Origin of the sequence: Mesorhizobium sp. M0910 (assembly GCF_040319465.1) — a bacterium.
Classification (GTDB): Bacteria; Pseudomonadota; Alphaproteobacteria; order Rhizobiales; family Rhizobiaceae; genus Mesorhizobium.
In genome coordinates this window covers 424,457-438,853 of the sequence record NZ_JAMYNZ010000005.1, presented here as the reverse complement: position 1 = coordinate 438,853, position 14,397 = coordinate 424,457, and the positions used below count along the sequence as shown (strand labels likewise).

Genomic DNA, 14,397 nt, shown 5'->3' with positions numbered 1-14,397 from the left:
AGTAGTGTCGCGCTGCAAACACACGCTGCGGTGAACCATGTCGGACGCTCTCAAGACCTCAGGCATGACCCGGCTGAGAAACTATTTCCTGACCGGCTTCGTCGTTTGCGCGCCGCTCGCGATTACCGCCTACATTGCCTGGTCGCTTATCGGCTGGGTCGATTCCTGGGTCAAACCCTACATTCCGGTACGCTACAATCCGGACACCTACCTGCCGTTTCCAGTGCCGGGTTTTGGGCTGATCGTTGCCCTGATCCTCATCACTTTCATCGGCTTTATGACCGCCAATATCGTTGGCCGCGCCATCGTCAACTTCGGCGAGCGCCTGCTTGGTCGCATGCCGCTGGTGCGCGGCATCTACCGTTCGCTGAAGCAGATTTTCGAGACGGTGCTGTCGAACAAGGGCGACATGTTCCGCCAGGTCGGGTTGGTAGAATATCCGCGCAAAGGGGTCTGGTCGCTTGTCTTCGTCGCCAGCGAGAAGGAAACCGAGATCAACCAGAAGCTCGACCGGGAAGGCGATCCGCTGATTGCCGTGTTCATGCCGTGTACGCCCAACCCGACGACAGGCTTTCTGATGTATGTGCCGAAATCCGACATCGTATCGCTCGACATGACGATCGAGGACGGAGCCAAGCTGATCGTGTCGGCCGGCCTGGTGGCGCCAGCTGTCAAAATGATGACGGTGAACGGCGAGCAGATCCACGGCGCGCTTGCCAATCCTCCGCTCGACACGATGCCTCAGCCGGCACGCAGGAGCCGCACGGCCTCGTCGCGGCCGAACAGATAGAGCAACAGGCGTAGCGCCGTGCCGCGTTCGGACTGCAGTTCCGGATCGCGCGACAGGATCAGCCGCGCATCGTCGCGAGCGGCCTCGAGCAGGTCGGCATGCACCTCGATGCGCGCCACCTGGAAGCCCGGCGTGCCGGACTGGCGGGTGCCGAGCAACTCGCCTTCGCCGCGTAGCTTCAGATCCTCTTCGGCGATACGGAAACCGTCCTCGGTCTCCCGCATCACCGACAAACGGCGTTTTGCCGTCTCGCCAAGCGGGTCCTTGTAGAGCAGCACGCAGGATGAAGGCTTGTCGCCACGCCCGACCCGGCCGCGCAATTGGTGCAACTGGGCGAGGCCAAAGCGCTCGGCATGCTCGATGACCATGATCGTCGCATCAGGCACATCGACGCCGACCTCGATGACGGTGGTGGCGATCAGGATACGGGTGTCGCCCTGTTTAAAGGCGCGCATCGCCTCGTCTTTGTCGGTGCCTTTCATGCGGCCGTGCACCAGGCCAATGCGGTCGCCGAACAGTGGCTTCAGCGAGGCAAAACGGTCCTCGGCCGACATCAGTTTGATTTCCTCGGATTCCTCGACCAGCGGACAGATCCAGTAGATTTTCTGGTCATCGGCGACGGCGTCGAGCATGCGTCCGATCAGTTCGTCGAGCCGTTCAAGCGGCAAGGTGACGGTGCGGATTGGCTGGCGGCCGGCCGGCTTTTCCGTCAGCTTCGACACATCCATGTCGCCGAATGCAGTCAGCACCAGCGTTCGCGGTATCGGCGTTGCCGTCATCACCAGCATGTCGGGCGCGTCGCCCTTGGCGGTGATCGCAAGGCGCTGGTGGACGCCGAAACGGTGCTGCTCGTCGACGACGGCGAACACGAGGTCATGGAACGTAACCGTTTCCTGGAACAGCGCATGAGTGCCGACGACGATGTCGATGTCACCATTGGCCAGCCCGGTCAGCGTGTCGGCACGCTCGCGGCCCTTTTCGCGACCGGTGAGGACGGCGACACGCAGCCCGGCCCGTTCCGCCAACGGCGCAATCGTTGCAAGATGCTGGCGCGCCAGGATTTCGGTCGGTGCCATCAATGCCGCCTGGCCGCCGGCCTCGACGGCACGCGCCATGGCAAGCAGCGCGATCACCGTCTTGCCGGAGCCGACATCGCCCTGCAAAAGGCGCAGCATGCGTTCGGGGTCGCCGAGATCGGCGTTGATTTCGGCAAGCGCCATTTCCTGCGACATGGTCAGCGAATAGGGTAGTGCCACGCGAAGTTGCTCGACTATGCGGCCGTCGCCGACGAGTGGCCGGCCCGATAATCGGCGGACCTTGGCCCGCACCAGCGCCAGCGATACCTGGCCGGCCAAGAACTCGTCATAGGCAAGGCGCCGCCATGCTGCGCCGTCGACCGAGACGTCGATCGGGTCGGCAGGATTGTGGATGCGGTTGAGCGCATCGGTGAAAGCAGGAAAGGCATGGCGGCGCCGGAACTCGCCGTCCTGCCATTCGGGCAGCACCGGCAGGCGGGCCAGCGCCTGGCCGATGGCCCGGCGCAGCACCTTGCCCGAGAGCCCGGCGGTCAGCGGATAGACCGGCTCGACCAGCGGCAGGTTTTCCGCGTCGCCGGCAAGTGCGATATGGTCGGGGTGAACCATGGTCGGGCGGCCGTTGAACCATTCCATGCGGCCTGAGACGACGACATGCTCGCCTACGGGCATTGCTTTTTCGAGATAGGCAGCATGGGCATGGAAGAAGGTCAGCGCGATCTCGCCGGTGTCGTCATGGGCGTAGACCCGGTACGGGACCGACCTGTTGCCGCGTGGCGGCGGCTGGTGGCGGTCGATGCGTACGTCGAGTGTGACAATGGCGCCCTCGGCCGAACCGGCGATGCCCGGGCGGTTGCGGCGGTCGATGACAGTATGCGGCAGCACGAACAAGAGGTCGCCGGCGCGCGCGGCCCGGTCGCCGAGGTCGGCTGCTACGACTTTTTCGATCAGGGCGCCAACTTTCGGCCCGACGCCGGCAAGCGAGGTGATCGGGACAAACAGCGGATCGAGGAGGGAAGGACGCATGATGTCAGCTTATGTTGCGGCGACTGTAGCGCAAGGCTGACACCGCCTTCTATCCACGCTATATGCGCCGCCTAGGCAAGGATGTTGCAAGATGACCGGAACGAAACGATCAAGCGAGGGCCTCGATGCCCGCCGCCGCAAGCTTTTGTTTCGTTCGTGGCACCGCGGCATGCGCGAGATGGACCTTATACTCGGCAGCTTCGCCGACGCCGAGATCGGCGCCTTGACCGGCGACGAAATCGACCAATATGAGAGGCTCCTCGATATTCCCGACACCGAATTCCTGCCTCTCGTCACTGGCGAACGCCCGGTTCCGGCGGATGTCGACTGTGCCGTCCTGCAAAAAATCCTGGCTTCGCGCCGGGAGATGACCTTCTGAACAACGTGTAGCCATGAGCCTTATCCCTACGATCGGTCTGCCGAAAGGCCGCGCCGGCCAGTTCATTGTCGATGGCGTCGCCGACGGCTACGAAGCCTTTGCCCTGGTGCAGGCTGCGCACGAGATCGCCCCCGACAAGCCGGTGCTGTTCGTGGCCCGCGACGGCCAGCGCCTGCCGGCGATCGTCGAGGCGCTTGCCTTTGCCGCGCCGGGCCTCCCGGTGCTGGAACTGCCGGCCTGGGATTGCCTGCCTTATGACCGTGTCTCGCCCGGCGCCGATGCCGCCGCAAGGCGGCTCGATGCACTGGCTGCAATGATTGCGCTGGCGAAGAAGCCCCACCGCGCCGTCGTCCTCACCACCGCGAATGCGCTGTTGCAACGCATTCCGCCGGCTGAACTCGTCGAGGCGCAGATCTTCCACGCCAAACCGGGCAACCAGATAGACATGAACGTGCTGGTGTCGCGGCTGGAGAATTCCGGCTTCGAGCGAGTGCCGACGGTGCGCGGTATCGGCGAATTCGCGGTGCGCGGCGGCATTCTCGATCTCCTCGCGCCCGGCTGGACTGAGGCGCTGCGCCTCGATTTCTTCGGCGATACGCTGGAATCGATCCGCGTCTTCGATACCGCAACACAGCGCACCACCGGCCAGCGCAAGTCGATGGCGCTACAGGCGATGAGCGAGGTGGCGCTGACGCCAGAGACGATCAGCCGCTTCCGCCGCGCCTACATCGAAGCCTTTGGCGCGCCCTCGCGCGAAGATGGACTCTATGCGGCGGTCAGCGAGGGCAGGCGGTTTGCCGGCATGGAGCACTGGCTGCCGTTCTTCTATGAGCGGTTGGAAACCGTGTTCGATTATTTGCCGGATGCGCCGGTGGTGTTTGATCATCTGGCGCATGAGGCACTGGCCGAGCGCCATGCGCTGATCCTCGATCATTATGAGGCGCGCAAAAAACAGGCCGACGGCGCCTTGAAGGATGCCGTGCCCTACAAGCCGGTGTCGCCGGATTTGCTTTATCTGTCGCCCGAAAACCTGATTGCCTCGCTTGGCCCACGCGAAGCGATAGACTTCACGTCCTTCGATGCGCCCGATGCCGGTGCGAAAAAGGTTTTCCATGCTGGCTCGCGCCATGGTCGCAGCTTCGTCGAGGAGCGCGCCGACCCTAACGCCAACGTCTTCGACGTCGTCGTAAAACACATTTCCGACGAGCGCGCTGTAGGCCGCCGTGTCCTCGTCGCCGGCTGGACTGAAGGTTCGCTCGACCGGCTCGGCCAAATCCTGGCCGAGCATCATCTTGGCAATCTGAAACCGGTGGCGACGCTTGCCGAAGCCGAAAAGCTTGAGCCTGGGCAAGCGGGACTGGCCGTGCTGCCGCTCGAATCCGGCTTCGAGACGGAGAAACTGGTCGTCATCGCCGAGCAGGACATTCTCGGCGACCGACTGATCCGGCGTTCGAAGCGCAAGAAGCGCGCGTCCGACTTCATCGCCGAGGCTTCGGCATTGTCCTCAGGCGATATCGTCGTCCATGCCGACCATGGCATTGGCCGCTTCATCGGGCTGCGCACCATCGAGGCGCTCGGTGCGCCGCACGATTGCCTCGAAATCCACTATGCCGGCGACGATCGGCTGTTCTTGCCGGTGGAAAACATCGAGTTGCTGTCGCGCTATGGCTCGGATTCGGCCGAGGCGACACTCGACAAGCTTGGCGGCGGCGCCTGGCAGTCGCGCAAGGCACGGCTGAAGAAACGCCTGCTCGACATGGCCGGGCAGTTGATCCGCATCGCCGCCGAGCGACAAATGCGGGCCGCACCGGCGCTGCTGCCGGCGGAAGGCCTCTATGGCGAGTTTGCAGCGCGTTTCCCCTATGAGGAAACCGACGACCAGCAAACGGCGATCGATTCGGTCAGGGATGATCTGGGCGCTGGAAAGCCGATGGACCGGCTGATCTGCGGCGATGTCGGCTTCGGCAAGACCGAAGTCGCGCTTCGTGCTGCCTTCATCGCGGCGATGGAAGGCTTTCAGGTCGCGGTGGTGGTGCCGACGACATTGTTGTCGCGCCAGCATTTCAAGACCTTCTCGCAGCGCTTCTCCGGCCTGCCGATCCGCGTCGCCCAGGCCTCGCGGCTGGTCGGCGCCAAGGAACTGGCCGAGACCAAGAAGGGCGTCGCCGAAGGCCAAGTCGACATTGTCATCGGCACGCACGCACTGCTCGGCTCCTCGATCTCGTTCAAGAATCTCGGCCTGCTGATCATCGACGAGGAGCAGCATTTCGGCGTCAAGCACAAGGAGCGGCTGAAGGATCTCAAGACCGACGTCCACGTTCTGACGCTATCGGCGACGCCGATCCCGCGAACGCTGCAGCTTGCCTTGACCGGGGTGCGTGAGTTGTCGCTGATCGCCACGCCGCCGGTCGATCGCATGGCCGTGCGCACCTTCATCTCCCCTTTCGATCCGCTGGTCATCCGCGAGACGCTGCTGCGCGAGCGCTACCGTGGCGGCCATTCTTTCTATGTCGTACCGCGCATCAGCGATCTCGCGGAAATCCATGATTTCCTGCGCGAATCCGTGCCTGAGCTGAAAGTGGCCGTGGCCCATGGTCAGATGCCGCCCGGCGAACTCGACGACATCATGAACGCCTTCTATGACGGCCAGTACGATGTGCTTTTGTCGACCACAATCGTCGAATCCGGCCTCGATATTCCGACTGCCAATACGCTGATCGTACACCGCGCCGATATGTTCGGCCTGTCTCAGCTCTATCAGCTGCGCGGGCGCGTCGGCCGCTCTAAGGTGCGCGCCTACGCGCTGTTCACGCTGCCCGCCAACCGCAAGCTCACCGATACAGCCGAGCGCCGGCTGAAAGTGCTGCAGTCGCTCGATACGCTAGGCGCCGGTTTCCAGCTGGCCAGCCACGACCTCGACATTCGCGGCGCCGGCAATCTGCTTGGCGAAGAGCAGTCGGGCCACATCAAGGAGGTCGGCTTCGAGCTCTACCAGCAGATGCTGGAGGAGGCAGTGGCCGAAGTGAAGGATTCCGGCGAGGTGCAGGACGGCGGCTGGTCGCCGCAGATCGCCGTCGGCACAGCGGTGATGATCCCGGAAAGCTATGTCCCGGATCTGCAGCTCAGGTTGGCGCTCTATCGCCGCCTTGGCGATCTCGAAAACACTGAAGAGATCGACGCTTTTGGCGCCGAGCTTATCGACCGTTTCGGGCCGCTGCCGGAAGAGGTGAAGCATTTATTGAAGATCGTCTTCATCAAGGCACTTTGCCGCAAGGCCAATGTCGAAAAACTCGATGCCGGACCGAAAGGCGTCGTCATCCATTTCCGCAAGCGCGAATTCCCCAATCCGGTCGGGCTGGTCAAGCTCATCGGCGAACAGGGTTCGCTGGCCAAGATCCGGCCGGACCAGAGCGTCGTCTTCAGCCGCGACTGGCCGACGCCCGAAAAGCGGCTGGCAGGCTCAGCGGTTGTCATGACGCAGCTGGCACGGCTGGTGGAGAAGGCGGCGGCGTAGCAGGGTATCGCTGGTGCTCTGGACCATGACGGCGCTGGTACTTTCGCCCTGCCGTGCCATTCGCCAGCGCTGAGATTCCGGTCTAGAATAGGAAATCGGCTTCGTGTATGCAGCCGCGACCCCATATGGGGCGGATTGGCGGGCGATGGCGTCCGCGTGAAAAGAGCGTTAGGTGCTTCGATGACGAAATGGTCGCCGAATTCGTGGAGAGCTAAGCCGATCCAGCAGGTTCCTGCCTATCCGGACCTTGCCGCGCTGAGGAACACGGAAGCCCAGCTCGCCACCTTTCCGCCGCTGGTTTTTGCAGGTGAGGCACGCAAGCTGAAGAAGCAGCTTGCAGCCGTCGCTGCCGGTGACGCATTCCTTCTGCAAGGTGGCGATTGCGCCGAGAGCTTCGCCGAACATGGCGCGGACAATATCCGCGACTTCTTCCGCGTCTTCCTGCAGATGTCGGTGGTGCTGACCTTCGCTGGCGCTCAACCGGTGGTGAAGGTCGGCCGTGTCGCCGGCCAGTTCGCCAAGCCGCGCTCGTCCGACAATGAGACCAAGGGCGGTGTGACGCTGCCCAGCTATCGCGGCGACATCATCAACGGCATCGAGTTCGATGCCAAGTCGCGCATTCCCGATCCTGCAAGACAGGAGATGGCGTACCGCCAGTCGGCGGCGACGCTCAACCTTTTGCGCGCCTTCGCCCAGGGCGGCTACGCCAGCCTGGAGAACGTGCATCAATGGATGCTCGGGTTCGTCTCCGACAGCCCGCAGGGCGAGAAATACGAGTCGCTCGCCAACCGCATCACCGAGACGATGGACTTCATGAAGGCCGTCGGCATCACCTCGGAGACCAATTATGCGCTGCGCGAGACCGATTTCTATACCAGCCATGAGGCGCTGCTGCTCGGTTATGAAGAGGCGCTGACCCGCGTCGATTCGACCTCGGGCGACTGGTACGCCACCTCTGGCCACATGATCTGGATCGGCGATCGCACGCGCCAACCCGACCATGCGCATGTCGAATATTGCCGCGGCATCAAGAACCCGCTGGGGCTGAAATGCGGGCCGTCGCTGACGCCGGACGGCCTGTTGCAACTCATCGATCTGCTCAATCCGGAGAACGAGCCCGGCCGGCTGACGCTGATCGCTCGTTTCGGCTCCGATAAGGTTGCCGACCATCTGCCGAGGCTGGTGCGAGCGGTACAGAAGGAAGGCCGCAGTGTGGTGTGGTCTTCCGATCCGATGCATGGCAATACGATCGAGGCCGCCGGCTACAAGACACGGCCGTTTGACCGCATCCTGAAGGAGGTGCAGACGTTCTTCGAGGTGCACCGCGCCGAAGGCACGCATCCCGGCGGCATACACATCGAGATGACAGGCAAGAACGTCACCGAATGCACCGGTGGTGCCCGCGCCATCACCGCCGAAGAATTGCAGGATCGCTACCACACCCATTGCGATCCGCGGCTCAACGCCGACCAGGCGATCGAATTGGCGTTCCTGGTGTCCGATCTGCTCAAGAAGAGCCATCCGGTCCAGCACAAGCAGGCCGTCAACGGCTGATTAGAACGTATTCGATCATCGAGGTGGTCAGCGAAACGCGTCCGGCGGGTGTCGCATTTGCTCGTGCCTAACGCACGCAAAACTGGAATCCTGCGAAGCGACGGCAATTGCATCGGGAGGCCGATATGGCTGACAGTCACACCGGATCATGCTTGTGCGGGGCAGTGCGGTTCCAGACACGAGGACCGCTGCGCGGTGTTATCTACTGCCATTGCTCGCAGTGCCGGAAGCAGAGCGGGCATTTTTATGCGGCGACCAATGTTGCCGACCGCGACATCACGATCACGGGCGCGGACAGCATCACCTGGTACGAGGCATCTTCGTTTGCCAGACGGGGTTTTTGCAAGACATGCGGCTCGCTGCTGTTCTGGAAGCCGACAGATGATGGCTATGTTTCAGTCCTGGCCGGGCTGTTTGACGCGCCAACCGGACTTCGAGGGGAATGTCACATCTTCGTCGGCGACAAGGGCGACTATTACGAGGTCGACGACGGGCTGCCGCAATTCGAGAAGTCAACGCCGTCGATCAAGGTGGCAGGCGACTGATTTTTGAAGAGGTCGCCTTATTCCCTTGGTCCAGCCATTGCGCTAATCCCCTGCCGGTGATTCCGAAGGGTTTTGGCATGCAGCGGCTGATCGACGCTTTTTACAACTCGGTGCGGGCATTTCGCAAACTGGCCGCCAGCGAGGAGGCCTTCCAGCTGGAGCTGACGCTGCTTGTGCTTGCCTTGCCGCTCGGCTGGTTCCTTTCGGAATCGTGGCGCGGCTATGCGCTGCTGATCGGCGCGGTGCTGCTTATGATTATGACCGAGGTGCTGAACACCGGCATCGAGGCGGCATGCGACGCGTTCAGCCGTGAATTCAACATCGATATCCAGCTGGCCAAGGATTGCGGTTCGCTGGCGGTGCTTATTTCGGTGGTAATCGCTGCAGGCGTCTGGGGCGTCGCCATCGTCGAGCGGATCCTCGGGGTACCGATCTGACGTTTCAAACATTACATGCCGTCACTGCACTTCTCGTTTTGACCATGATCTTTTCCGAAAAACCGGTACCACTTTTCGGGATCATGGTCTGAGGGGACCGACATGACCGATACCGCCGGATTTCTGCTGCTTGAACGTGAGGGCCTGCCGGACGATCTGCGCTGGCTGGCCGAAAAATATCCGCGCGAGATCTGGCAGGCGCATGCCAACGTCCACGGCGTGGCCAATATGTGGCTGCAGCGGCACAATATGTTCCGCGAGCTTGGCGACAAGCTCACCAGTGGTATCGGCGATTATCGAGAAGGTAGGCTGAACGCGCCGGAATTCGCGCGCTGGTTCGCGCCGCGCCTCAACCATTTCCTCGGCAATCTCGACGGCCATCACAATGTCGAGGACCATCATTATTTCCCGGTCTTCGCCAGGGCCGAGACCCGTCTGAAGCGCGGCTTCGAGATTCTCGATGCCGATCACCGCACAATCCATGAGGGACTGGAGCGCAATGCCGAGGTGGCAAATGCCTTCATCCGCACGCTTCAGGAGAGCGAGGTCAAGCAGCGCTTCGCCGCCGACACCTATGCCGACGAGAACAGCCGGCTGATCGCCATGCTGACCAGGCATCTTGCCGACGAGGAAGACCTGATCATCCCGCTGATCCTGGAAAAGGGCGACCGTGCGCTCGGCATAGATTGACGATCAGCTTCCCTTGCGAAGCTCCTTCTTGGCGAGGAAGTGCGACGCCAGCCAGCCGAGGATAGCCACGACGAGGCCAATTGCCAGAGCGATCAGCAGCCGCTCGTGGCGGGCCAGCGTCTGGCCGACGATGCGCTCGGCGCCCAGCCCGAACACATAACCGACCGTGCAGAACAGCGCCGCCCAGACCACCGATGAGATGGCATTGAGGATGACGAAACGCGCCGCGGCGATGCCGGACAGCCCCGCCGCGATACCACCGACCAGGCGCAGGCCATAGATGTAGCGGTTCGACAGCACGAAGATGTTGGGATGAGAGGTGACGAGGCGATAGGCGTGGCTGAAGCCCGGCCGGGCACGGAGCCTGATCACGAATTTATGGTCGGCGAAGCTCCGCCCCAAGATGAAGAAGAACGTGTCGCCACCGAAAGCGCCGAGCGCTGCCGCGAGGAAAGCCTGCCACAGGACGAAAACATGCTGATGCGCGAAGAAACCGCCAAGGATGGCGGCGCTTTCGCCTTCGGCCACGCAGCCCAGGAAAACCGCGACCAACCCATATTGCTCAATGAGACGATGGATGGCTTCCGTCATGAAGACGTTCGCTGCTTCGACAGAATGCCGTCGATGCGCTTCACCTGCTCGGCCAGCCGGGCGATCTCGTCTCGCATGCCGATGATCTGGCTGTGGCGCAGTTCGTCGAGCTTTTCGTGTAACGCCATGATCTCGATCTCGGCCTTGAGGTTAACCTCATAGTCGTGGGCGGCGTCGATTCGATCGCGCTCGGTCTGGCGGTTCTGCGCCATCATGATCACTGGCGCCTGCAGGGCGGCAACCATGGAAAGCACGAGATTGAGGAAGATGAATGGATAGGGATCGAAGGCGGCGCTCGACAAGAGCCAGACATTGCCTGCCGTCCACAGGATCAGGAAGCCAATGAATGCCAGGATGAAGGACCACGAGCCGCCGATCCGGGCGATGGTGTCGGCCAGGCGATCTCCAAACGTCTGGTGAAAGGCGACGGCCTTGTTGGTGTCCTTGGAAATCGTGGTGCGCTCGAGCGTAGATTGCAGTACCCGGCTTTCGAGCGCGCTGAGGCCGTCCGGCTTTCGCTTCAGCCAGCGGCTTGCCAGGTCCTCGATCGTTTTGTTCATCGTCGCCTCCGTCGTCAGCGATGAGGTAGAAGCTGCCGGTTCATACGAGAAGTGGTAGATTGACGCGATGGGGTCAGGAAACAATGGTGGATTTTCAGAAAATTCGCGCCCGTGCAGCGAAACGCAAAGGCGGTGAGGCAGCCCTTACGTCGCTGCTGGGTCCAATGCCTGACAATGCCGCGGTGGCAAAGATTGCGGATGACCGGATCCTGTCGACCATGGCCGAGCGGGTCTTTGCCGCCGGCTTCGTCTGGCGCGTCATCGAGCAGAAATGGCCGGGTTTCGAGGAAGCATTTCTTGGCTTCGAACCGAAGCGGCTGCTGTTCCAGCCTGACGATTTCTGGCACGATCTCACCGCCGACAAGCGCATCGTGCGCAATCCGCAGAAGATCAAATCCGTACGCGACAACGCGGCCTTCGTCGAGCGTGTGTCGAAGGAGCACGGCGGCTTCGGCAAGTTCCTGGCCGATTGGCCGGCGGATGACCAGGTCGGGTTGATGGCCTATCTCGGCAAGCACGGCAGCCGGCTCGGCGGCAATACCGGCCAGTATTTTCTGCGCTGGCTTGAGTGGGACGCTTTTGTTGTCTCGGCCGATATGGCGGCCGCACTGCGCGATGCTGGACTCAACATCGCGGAGAGCCCGACCTCGAAGAGGGATTTGGGCAGGATCCAGGCGCAGATCAACGCCTGGGCGGCGGAAACCGGGCTGCCGCGCCGACACATTTCGCGCATTCTGGCAATGTCGATCGGCGAGAACCATCCGCCGGAAGCCTTGCGCGAATATATGAGCGAATAGGATCGACTGTTTGGTCCAAACGAACGCCATTGCCCGACGAATTTTGCCGCGCTAAACCCACGGGCATGACAGACAGGACCGCTCCAGACATATTGCGCATCGCCGTCGCCCAGCTCAATCCGACGGTCGGCGACGTCGCCGGCAATCTCGCCAAGGCGCGCGAGGCGAGGGCGGATGCCGCCCGCCAAGGCGCCGACCTCGTGCTGTTCACCGAGCTTTTCCTTGCCGGCTATCCGCCTGAGGATCTGGTGTTGAAGCCGGCATTCCTGAAGGCCTGCGAGCGGGCGGCGGAGGATTTCGCCGGCGATACCGCCGACGGCGGCCCGGGCTTCATCATCGGCACGCCGTTGAAGCGCAAGACCGGCACGCACAATTCGATCATCTTTGCTGATGGTGGCAAAATCCTTGCCGAACGCTACAAGCTCGATCTGCCGAATTACGGTGAGTTCGACGAGAAGCGCGTCTTCCAGGCCGGCCCCGAGATCCAGGGGCCGGTCAATTTCCGCGGCGTGCGCGTGGGAGTGCCTATCTGCGAAGACATCTGGGGCGAAGTTGCCGTCTGCGAGACGCTGGCCGAAAGCGGCGCGGAAATCCTGCTGGTGCCCAACGGCTCGCCCTACTATCGCGGCAAGGTCGATGTCCGCCACCAGATCGTCATCCGCCAGGTCATCGAATGCGGACTGCCGATCATCTATGCCAACCAGCTTGGCGGCCAGGACGAACTGGTCTTCGACGGCGCATCGTTTGCCATAGGTTCTGACAAGACGCTGGCCTTCCAGATGAGCCAGTTCGAGGAGACGGTCAACGTCACCACCTGGAAGCGAAAGAATGACATCTGGGTCTGCTATGACGGACCGATGTCGAAAATCCCTGAAAAGGAGGAGGCCGACTATCGCGCCTGCATGTTGGGCTTGCGCGACTACGTCAACAAGAACGGCTTCAAGAATGTCGTGCTCGGCCTTTCCGGCGGCATCGATTCGGCGATCTGCGCGGCACTTGCCGTCGATGCGCTGGGCGAGGAACGGCTGCGCGCCGTGATGATGCCTTACCGCTACACTTCGAAGGACTCGCTCAAGGACGCCGAGGACTGCGCCCGCGCGCTCGGCTGCCGCTACGATATCGTGCCGATCTTCGAGCCGGTCGAGGGCTTCCTGCACACACTGACGCAGCTTTTCGAGGGCACCAAGGAAGGCATCACCGAGGAAAACCTGCAGAGCCGCGCCCGCGGCACCATCCTGATGGCGATTTCCAACAAGTTCGGTTCGATGGTGGTCACTACCGGCAACAAGAGCGAGATGTCGGTCGGCTACGCTACGCTCTATGGCGACATGAATGGCGGCTTCAACCCGATAAAGGACCTCTACAAGATGCAGGTCTATGCGCTGGCGCGCTGGCGCAACGCGCATGTGCCGCCGGGTGCGCTCGGTCCGTCCGGCGAGGTGATCCCGAATAATATCATCGACAAGGCGCCCTCGGCGGAACTGCGAGAGAACCAGACCGACCAGGATTCGCTGCCGCCCTATCCGGTGCTCGATGACATATTGGAGTGCCTGGTCGAGAACGAGATGGGCGTCGACGAGATCGTTGCGCGCGGCCATGAGCGGGCGACGGTGACGCGCGTCGAGCACCTGCTTTACGTCGCCGAATACAAGCGCCGGCAGGCGGCGCCCGGCGTGAAGATCACCAGGAAGAATTTTGGCCGCGACCGCCGCTATCCCATCACCAACCGGTTCAGGGATGGCGGGTAGGCGATTGGCTGCATAACGGTTTAGCCATGGCCAACTATGAGATCAGCTTTGACATGTCGCAGATCGACTTCCGGGCGACATCCGACATTTTGAAGGAGAGTTATTGGGGCAGCGGCCGCAGCGATGAACTGCACCGCCGCGCCTTTGCCAATTCACTGTGCGTCGGCGCCTATGTCGGCGGCAATCAGGTCGGCTTTGGTCGGGCGATCACCGACCGTACGGTATTTGCCTATCTCGCCGACATCATTGTCTGCCAGGGTATCGCGGGCAAGGCATCGGAACCCGGCTTGTCCAGGCGCTTATCGATCATCCGGATTGCAAGACTGTCACGCATTGGAGCCTGTCGACCAACGACGCCCATGCGGTTTACGAGAAGCTCGGCTTCAGGCCGTCCACCGACGGCCGCTATATGCGCCTCGACCGTATGCCGGCAATTTGAACAGACGCGGCGTACAACCGGCCGTTGTTGCAAAATCGTCTCACTGCTTGGACCAGATGTGCTTTGGGCTATCTACTGACTTGGCGCGGCGTTGAGGCGTCTCTATAAACGCCTCTCCGCGATTCCCCTTCAGGAGGAACCGAATGCCAGGATTTGAGATCGTTATGCGAGGCCGCGAAGCCTAGTCTTGGTCAGTGCGCCGCGACATAGCCTCGCGGCAAGGCTGAACCAAGGCAGGTATTTTGCCGCTGCCGGTCGCCGCCCTCTACAGGGCCGCCAAATACGCCAAACCT

13 protein-coding genes are annotated in these 14,397 nt (G+C 62.1%); 10 read left to right on the top strand and 3 right to left on the bottom strand.

What is annotated here, in order from left to right; genetic code table 11:
• Positions 1-37: 37 nt before the first annotated feature.
• Positions 38-790, top strand: coding sequence for a DUF502 domain-containing protein (locus NKH78_RS15860; RefSeq protein WP_352479017.1), 753 nt, complete (start codon positions 38-40; stop codon positions 788-790).
• Here NKH78_RS15860 and recG read toward each other — a convergent pair.
• Complete coding sequence (gene recG, locus NKH78_RS15855; protein ID WP_352691101.1) at positions 742-2,850, bottom strand: ATP-dependent DNA helicase RecG; 2,109 nt, start codon at positions 2,848-2,850, stop codon at positions 742-744. The two genes, NKH78_RS15860 and recG, sit on opposite strands and share 49 nt — an antisense overlap.
• A gap of 91 nt (positions 2,851-2,941) precedes the next feature.
• Here recG and NKH78_RS15850 point away from each other — a divergent pair, with 91 nt between their 5' ends.
• The 6 genes from NKH78_RS15850 to NKH78_RS15825 all read left to right on the top strand — a co-directional run bounded on the left by NKH78_RS15850 (position 2,942) and on the right by NKH78_RS15825 (position 9,969).
• Positions 2,942-3,229 carry an FAD assembly factor SdhE gene (locus NKH78_RS15850; protein ID WP_352491635.1) on the top strand — a complete coding sequence of 96 codons (288 nt, stop codon included), beginning with the start codon at positions 2,942-2,944 and terminating at the stop codon, positions 3,227-3,229.
• A gap of 13 nt (positions 3,230-3,242) precedes the next feature.
• On the top strand, positions 3,243-6,743 hold the full coding sequence (mfd, locus tag NKH78_RS15845; RefSeq protein ID WP_352508815.1) for a transcription-repair coupling factor: 3,501 nt from the start codon (positions 3,243-3,245) through the stop codon (positions 6,741-6,743).
• Positions 6,744-6,923: 180 nt separating this feature from the next.
• Positions 6,924-8,297, top strand: coding sequence for a class II 3-deoxy-7-phosphoheptulonate synthase (locus NKH78_RS15840; RefSeq protein ID WP_352508814.1), 1,374 nt, complete (start codon positions 6,924-6,926; stop codon positions 8,295-8,297).
• A gap of 125 nt (positions 8,298-8,422) precedes the next feature.
• On the top strand, positions 8,423-8,842 hold the full coding sequence (locus NKH78_RS15835) for a GFA family protein (RefSeq protein WP_352736638.1): 420 nt from the start codon (positions 8,423-8,425) through the stop codon (positions 8,840-8,842).
• A 77-nt stretch (positions 8,843-8,919) separates the two neighbouring features.
• Positions 8,920-9,279 (top strand): diacylglycerol kinase, encoded by a 360-nt coding sequence (locus NKH78_RS15830; protein ID WP_352736636.1) that lies wholly within the window; start codon positions 8,920-8,922, stop codon positions 9,277-9,279.
• A 102-nt stretch (positions 9,280-9,381) separates the two neighbouring features.
• Entirely contained in the window at positions 9,382-9,969 is a 588-nt protein-coding gene (locus tag NKH78_RS15825) for a hemerythrin domain-containing protein (protein ID WP_352736634.1), read from the top strand.
• Between the two features lie 3 nt (positions 9,970-9,972).
• Here NKH78_RS15825 and NKH78_RS15820 read toward each other — a convergent pair whose 3' ends face one another.
• The gene (locus NKH78_RS15820; RefSeq protein WP_352736632.1) at positions 9,973-10,560 is read right to left on the bottom strand and encodes a DedA family protein; all 588 of its coding nucleotides are present in this window, start codon (positions 10,558-10,560) and stop codon (positions 9,973-9,975) included.
• On the bottom strand, positions 10,557-11,120 hold the full coding sequence (locus tag NKH78_RS15815) for a DUF1003 domain-containing protein (protein WP_352479010.1): 564 nt from the start codon (positions 11,118-11,120) through the stop codon (positions 10,557-10,559). Before NKH78_RS15815 ends, NKH78_RS15820 begins: the two co-directional genes overlap by 4 nt.
• Positions 11,121-11,203: 83 nt before the next feature.
• Between NKH78_RS15815 and NKH78_RS15810 the strand changes: the two genes are divergently transcribed.
• From NKH78_RS15810 to NKH78_RS32610, 3 genes are all read left to right on the top strand, one after another.
• The gene (locus NKH78_RS15810) at positions 11,204-11,917 is read left to right on the top strand and encodes a DNA-3-methyladenine glycosylase I (protein ID WP_352706621.1); all 714 of its coding nucleotides are present in this window, start codon (positions 11,204-11,206) and stop codon (positions 11,915-11,917) included.
• A gap of 65 nt (positions 11,918-11,982) precedes the next feature.
• Positions 11,983-13,665 carry an NAD+ synthase gene (locus tag NKH78_RS15805; RefSeq protein WP_352706623.1) on the top strand — a complete coding sequence of 561 codons (1,683 nt, stop codon included), beginning with the start codon at positions 11,983-11,985 and terminating at the stop codon, positions 13,663-13,665.
• 26 nt (positions 13,666-13,691) lie between these two features.
• On the top strand, positions 13,692-14,183 hold the full coding sequence (locus tag NKH78_RS32610) for a hypothetical protein (protein ID WP_502899808.1): 492 nt from the start codon (positions 13,692-13,694) through the stop codon (positions 14,181-14,183).
• Positions 14,184-14,397 lie beyond the last annotated feature (214 nt).

What these genes read in the sequence shown, in the direction of transcription:
- NKH78_RS15860 (WP_352479017.1), top strand. Translation starts at nt 38, where the DNA reads ATGTCGGACGCTCTCAAGACCTCAGGCATGACCCGGCTGAGAAACTAT.
- recG (WP_352691101.1), bottom strand. Translation starts at nt 2,850, where the DNA reads ATGCGTCCTTCCCTCCTCGATCCGCTGTTTGTCCCGATCACCTCGCTT.
- NKH78_RS15850 (WP_352491635.1), top strand. Translation starts at nt 2,942, where the DNA reads ATGACCGGAACGAAACGATCAAGCGAGGGCCTCGATGCCCGCCGCCGC.
- mfd (WP_352508815.1), top strand. Translation starts at nt 3,243, where the DNA reads ATGAGCCTTATCCCTACGATCGGTCTGCCGAAAGGCCGCGCCGGCCAG.
- NKH78_RS15840 (WP_352508814.1), top strand. Translation starts at nt 6,924, where the DNA reads ATGACGAAATGGTCGCCGAATTCGTGGAGAGCTAAGCCGATCCAGCAG.
- NKH78_RS15835 (WP_352736638.1), top strand. Translation starts at nt 8,423, where the DNA reads ATGGCTGACAGTCACACCGGATCATGCTTGTGCGGGGCAGTGCGGTTC.
- NKH78_RS15830 (WP_352736636.1), top strand. Translation starts at nt 8,920, where the DNA reads ATGCAGCGGCTGATCGACGCTTTTTACAACTCGGTGCGGGCATTTCGC.
- NKH78_RS15825 (WP_352736634.1), top strand. Translation starts at nt 9,382, where the DNA reads ATGACCGATACCGCCGGATTTCTGCTGCTTGAACGTGAGGGCCTGCCG.
- NKH78_RS15820 (WP_352736632.1), bottom strand. Translation starts at nt 10,560, where the DNA reads ATGACGGAAGCCATCCATCGTCTCATTGAGCAATATGGGTTGGTCGCG.
- NKH78_RS15815 (WP_352479010.1), bottom strand. Translation starts at nt 11,120, where the DNA reads ATGAACAAAACGATCGAGGACCTGGCAAGCCGCTGGCTGAAGCGAAAG.
- NKH78_RS15810 (WP_352706621.1), top strand. Translation starts at nt 11,204, where the DNA reads ATGGTGGATTTTCAGAAAATTCGCGCCCGTGCAGCGAAACGCAAAGGC.
- NKH78_RS15805 (WP_352706623.1), top strand. Translation starts at nt 11,983, where the DNA reads ATGACAGACAGGACCGCTCCAGACATATTGCGCATCGCCGTCGCCCAG.
- NKH78_RS32610 (WP_502899808.1), top strand. Translation starts at nt 13,692, where the DNA reads ATGGCCAACTATGAGATCAGCTTTGACATGTCGCAGATCGACTTCCGG.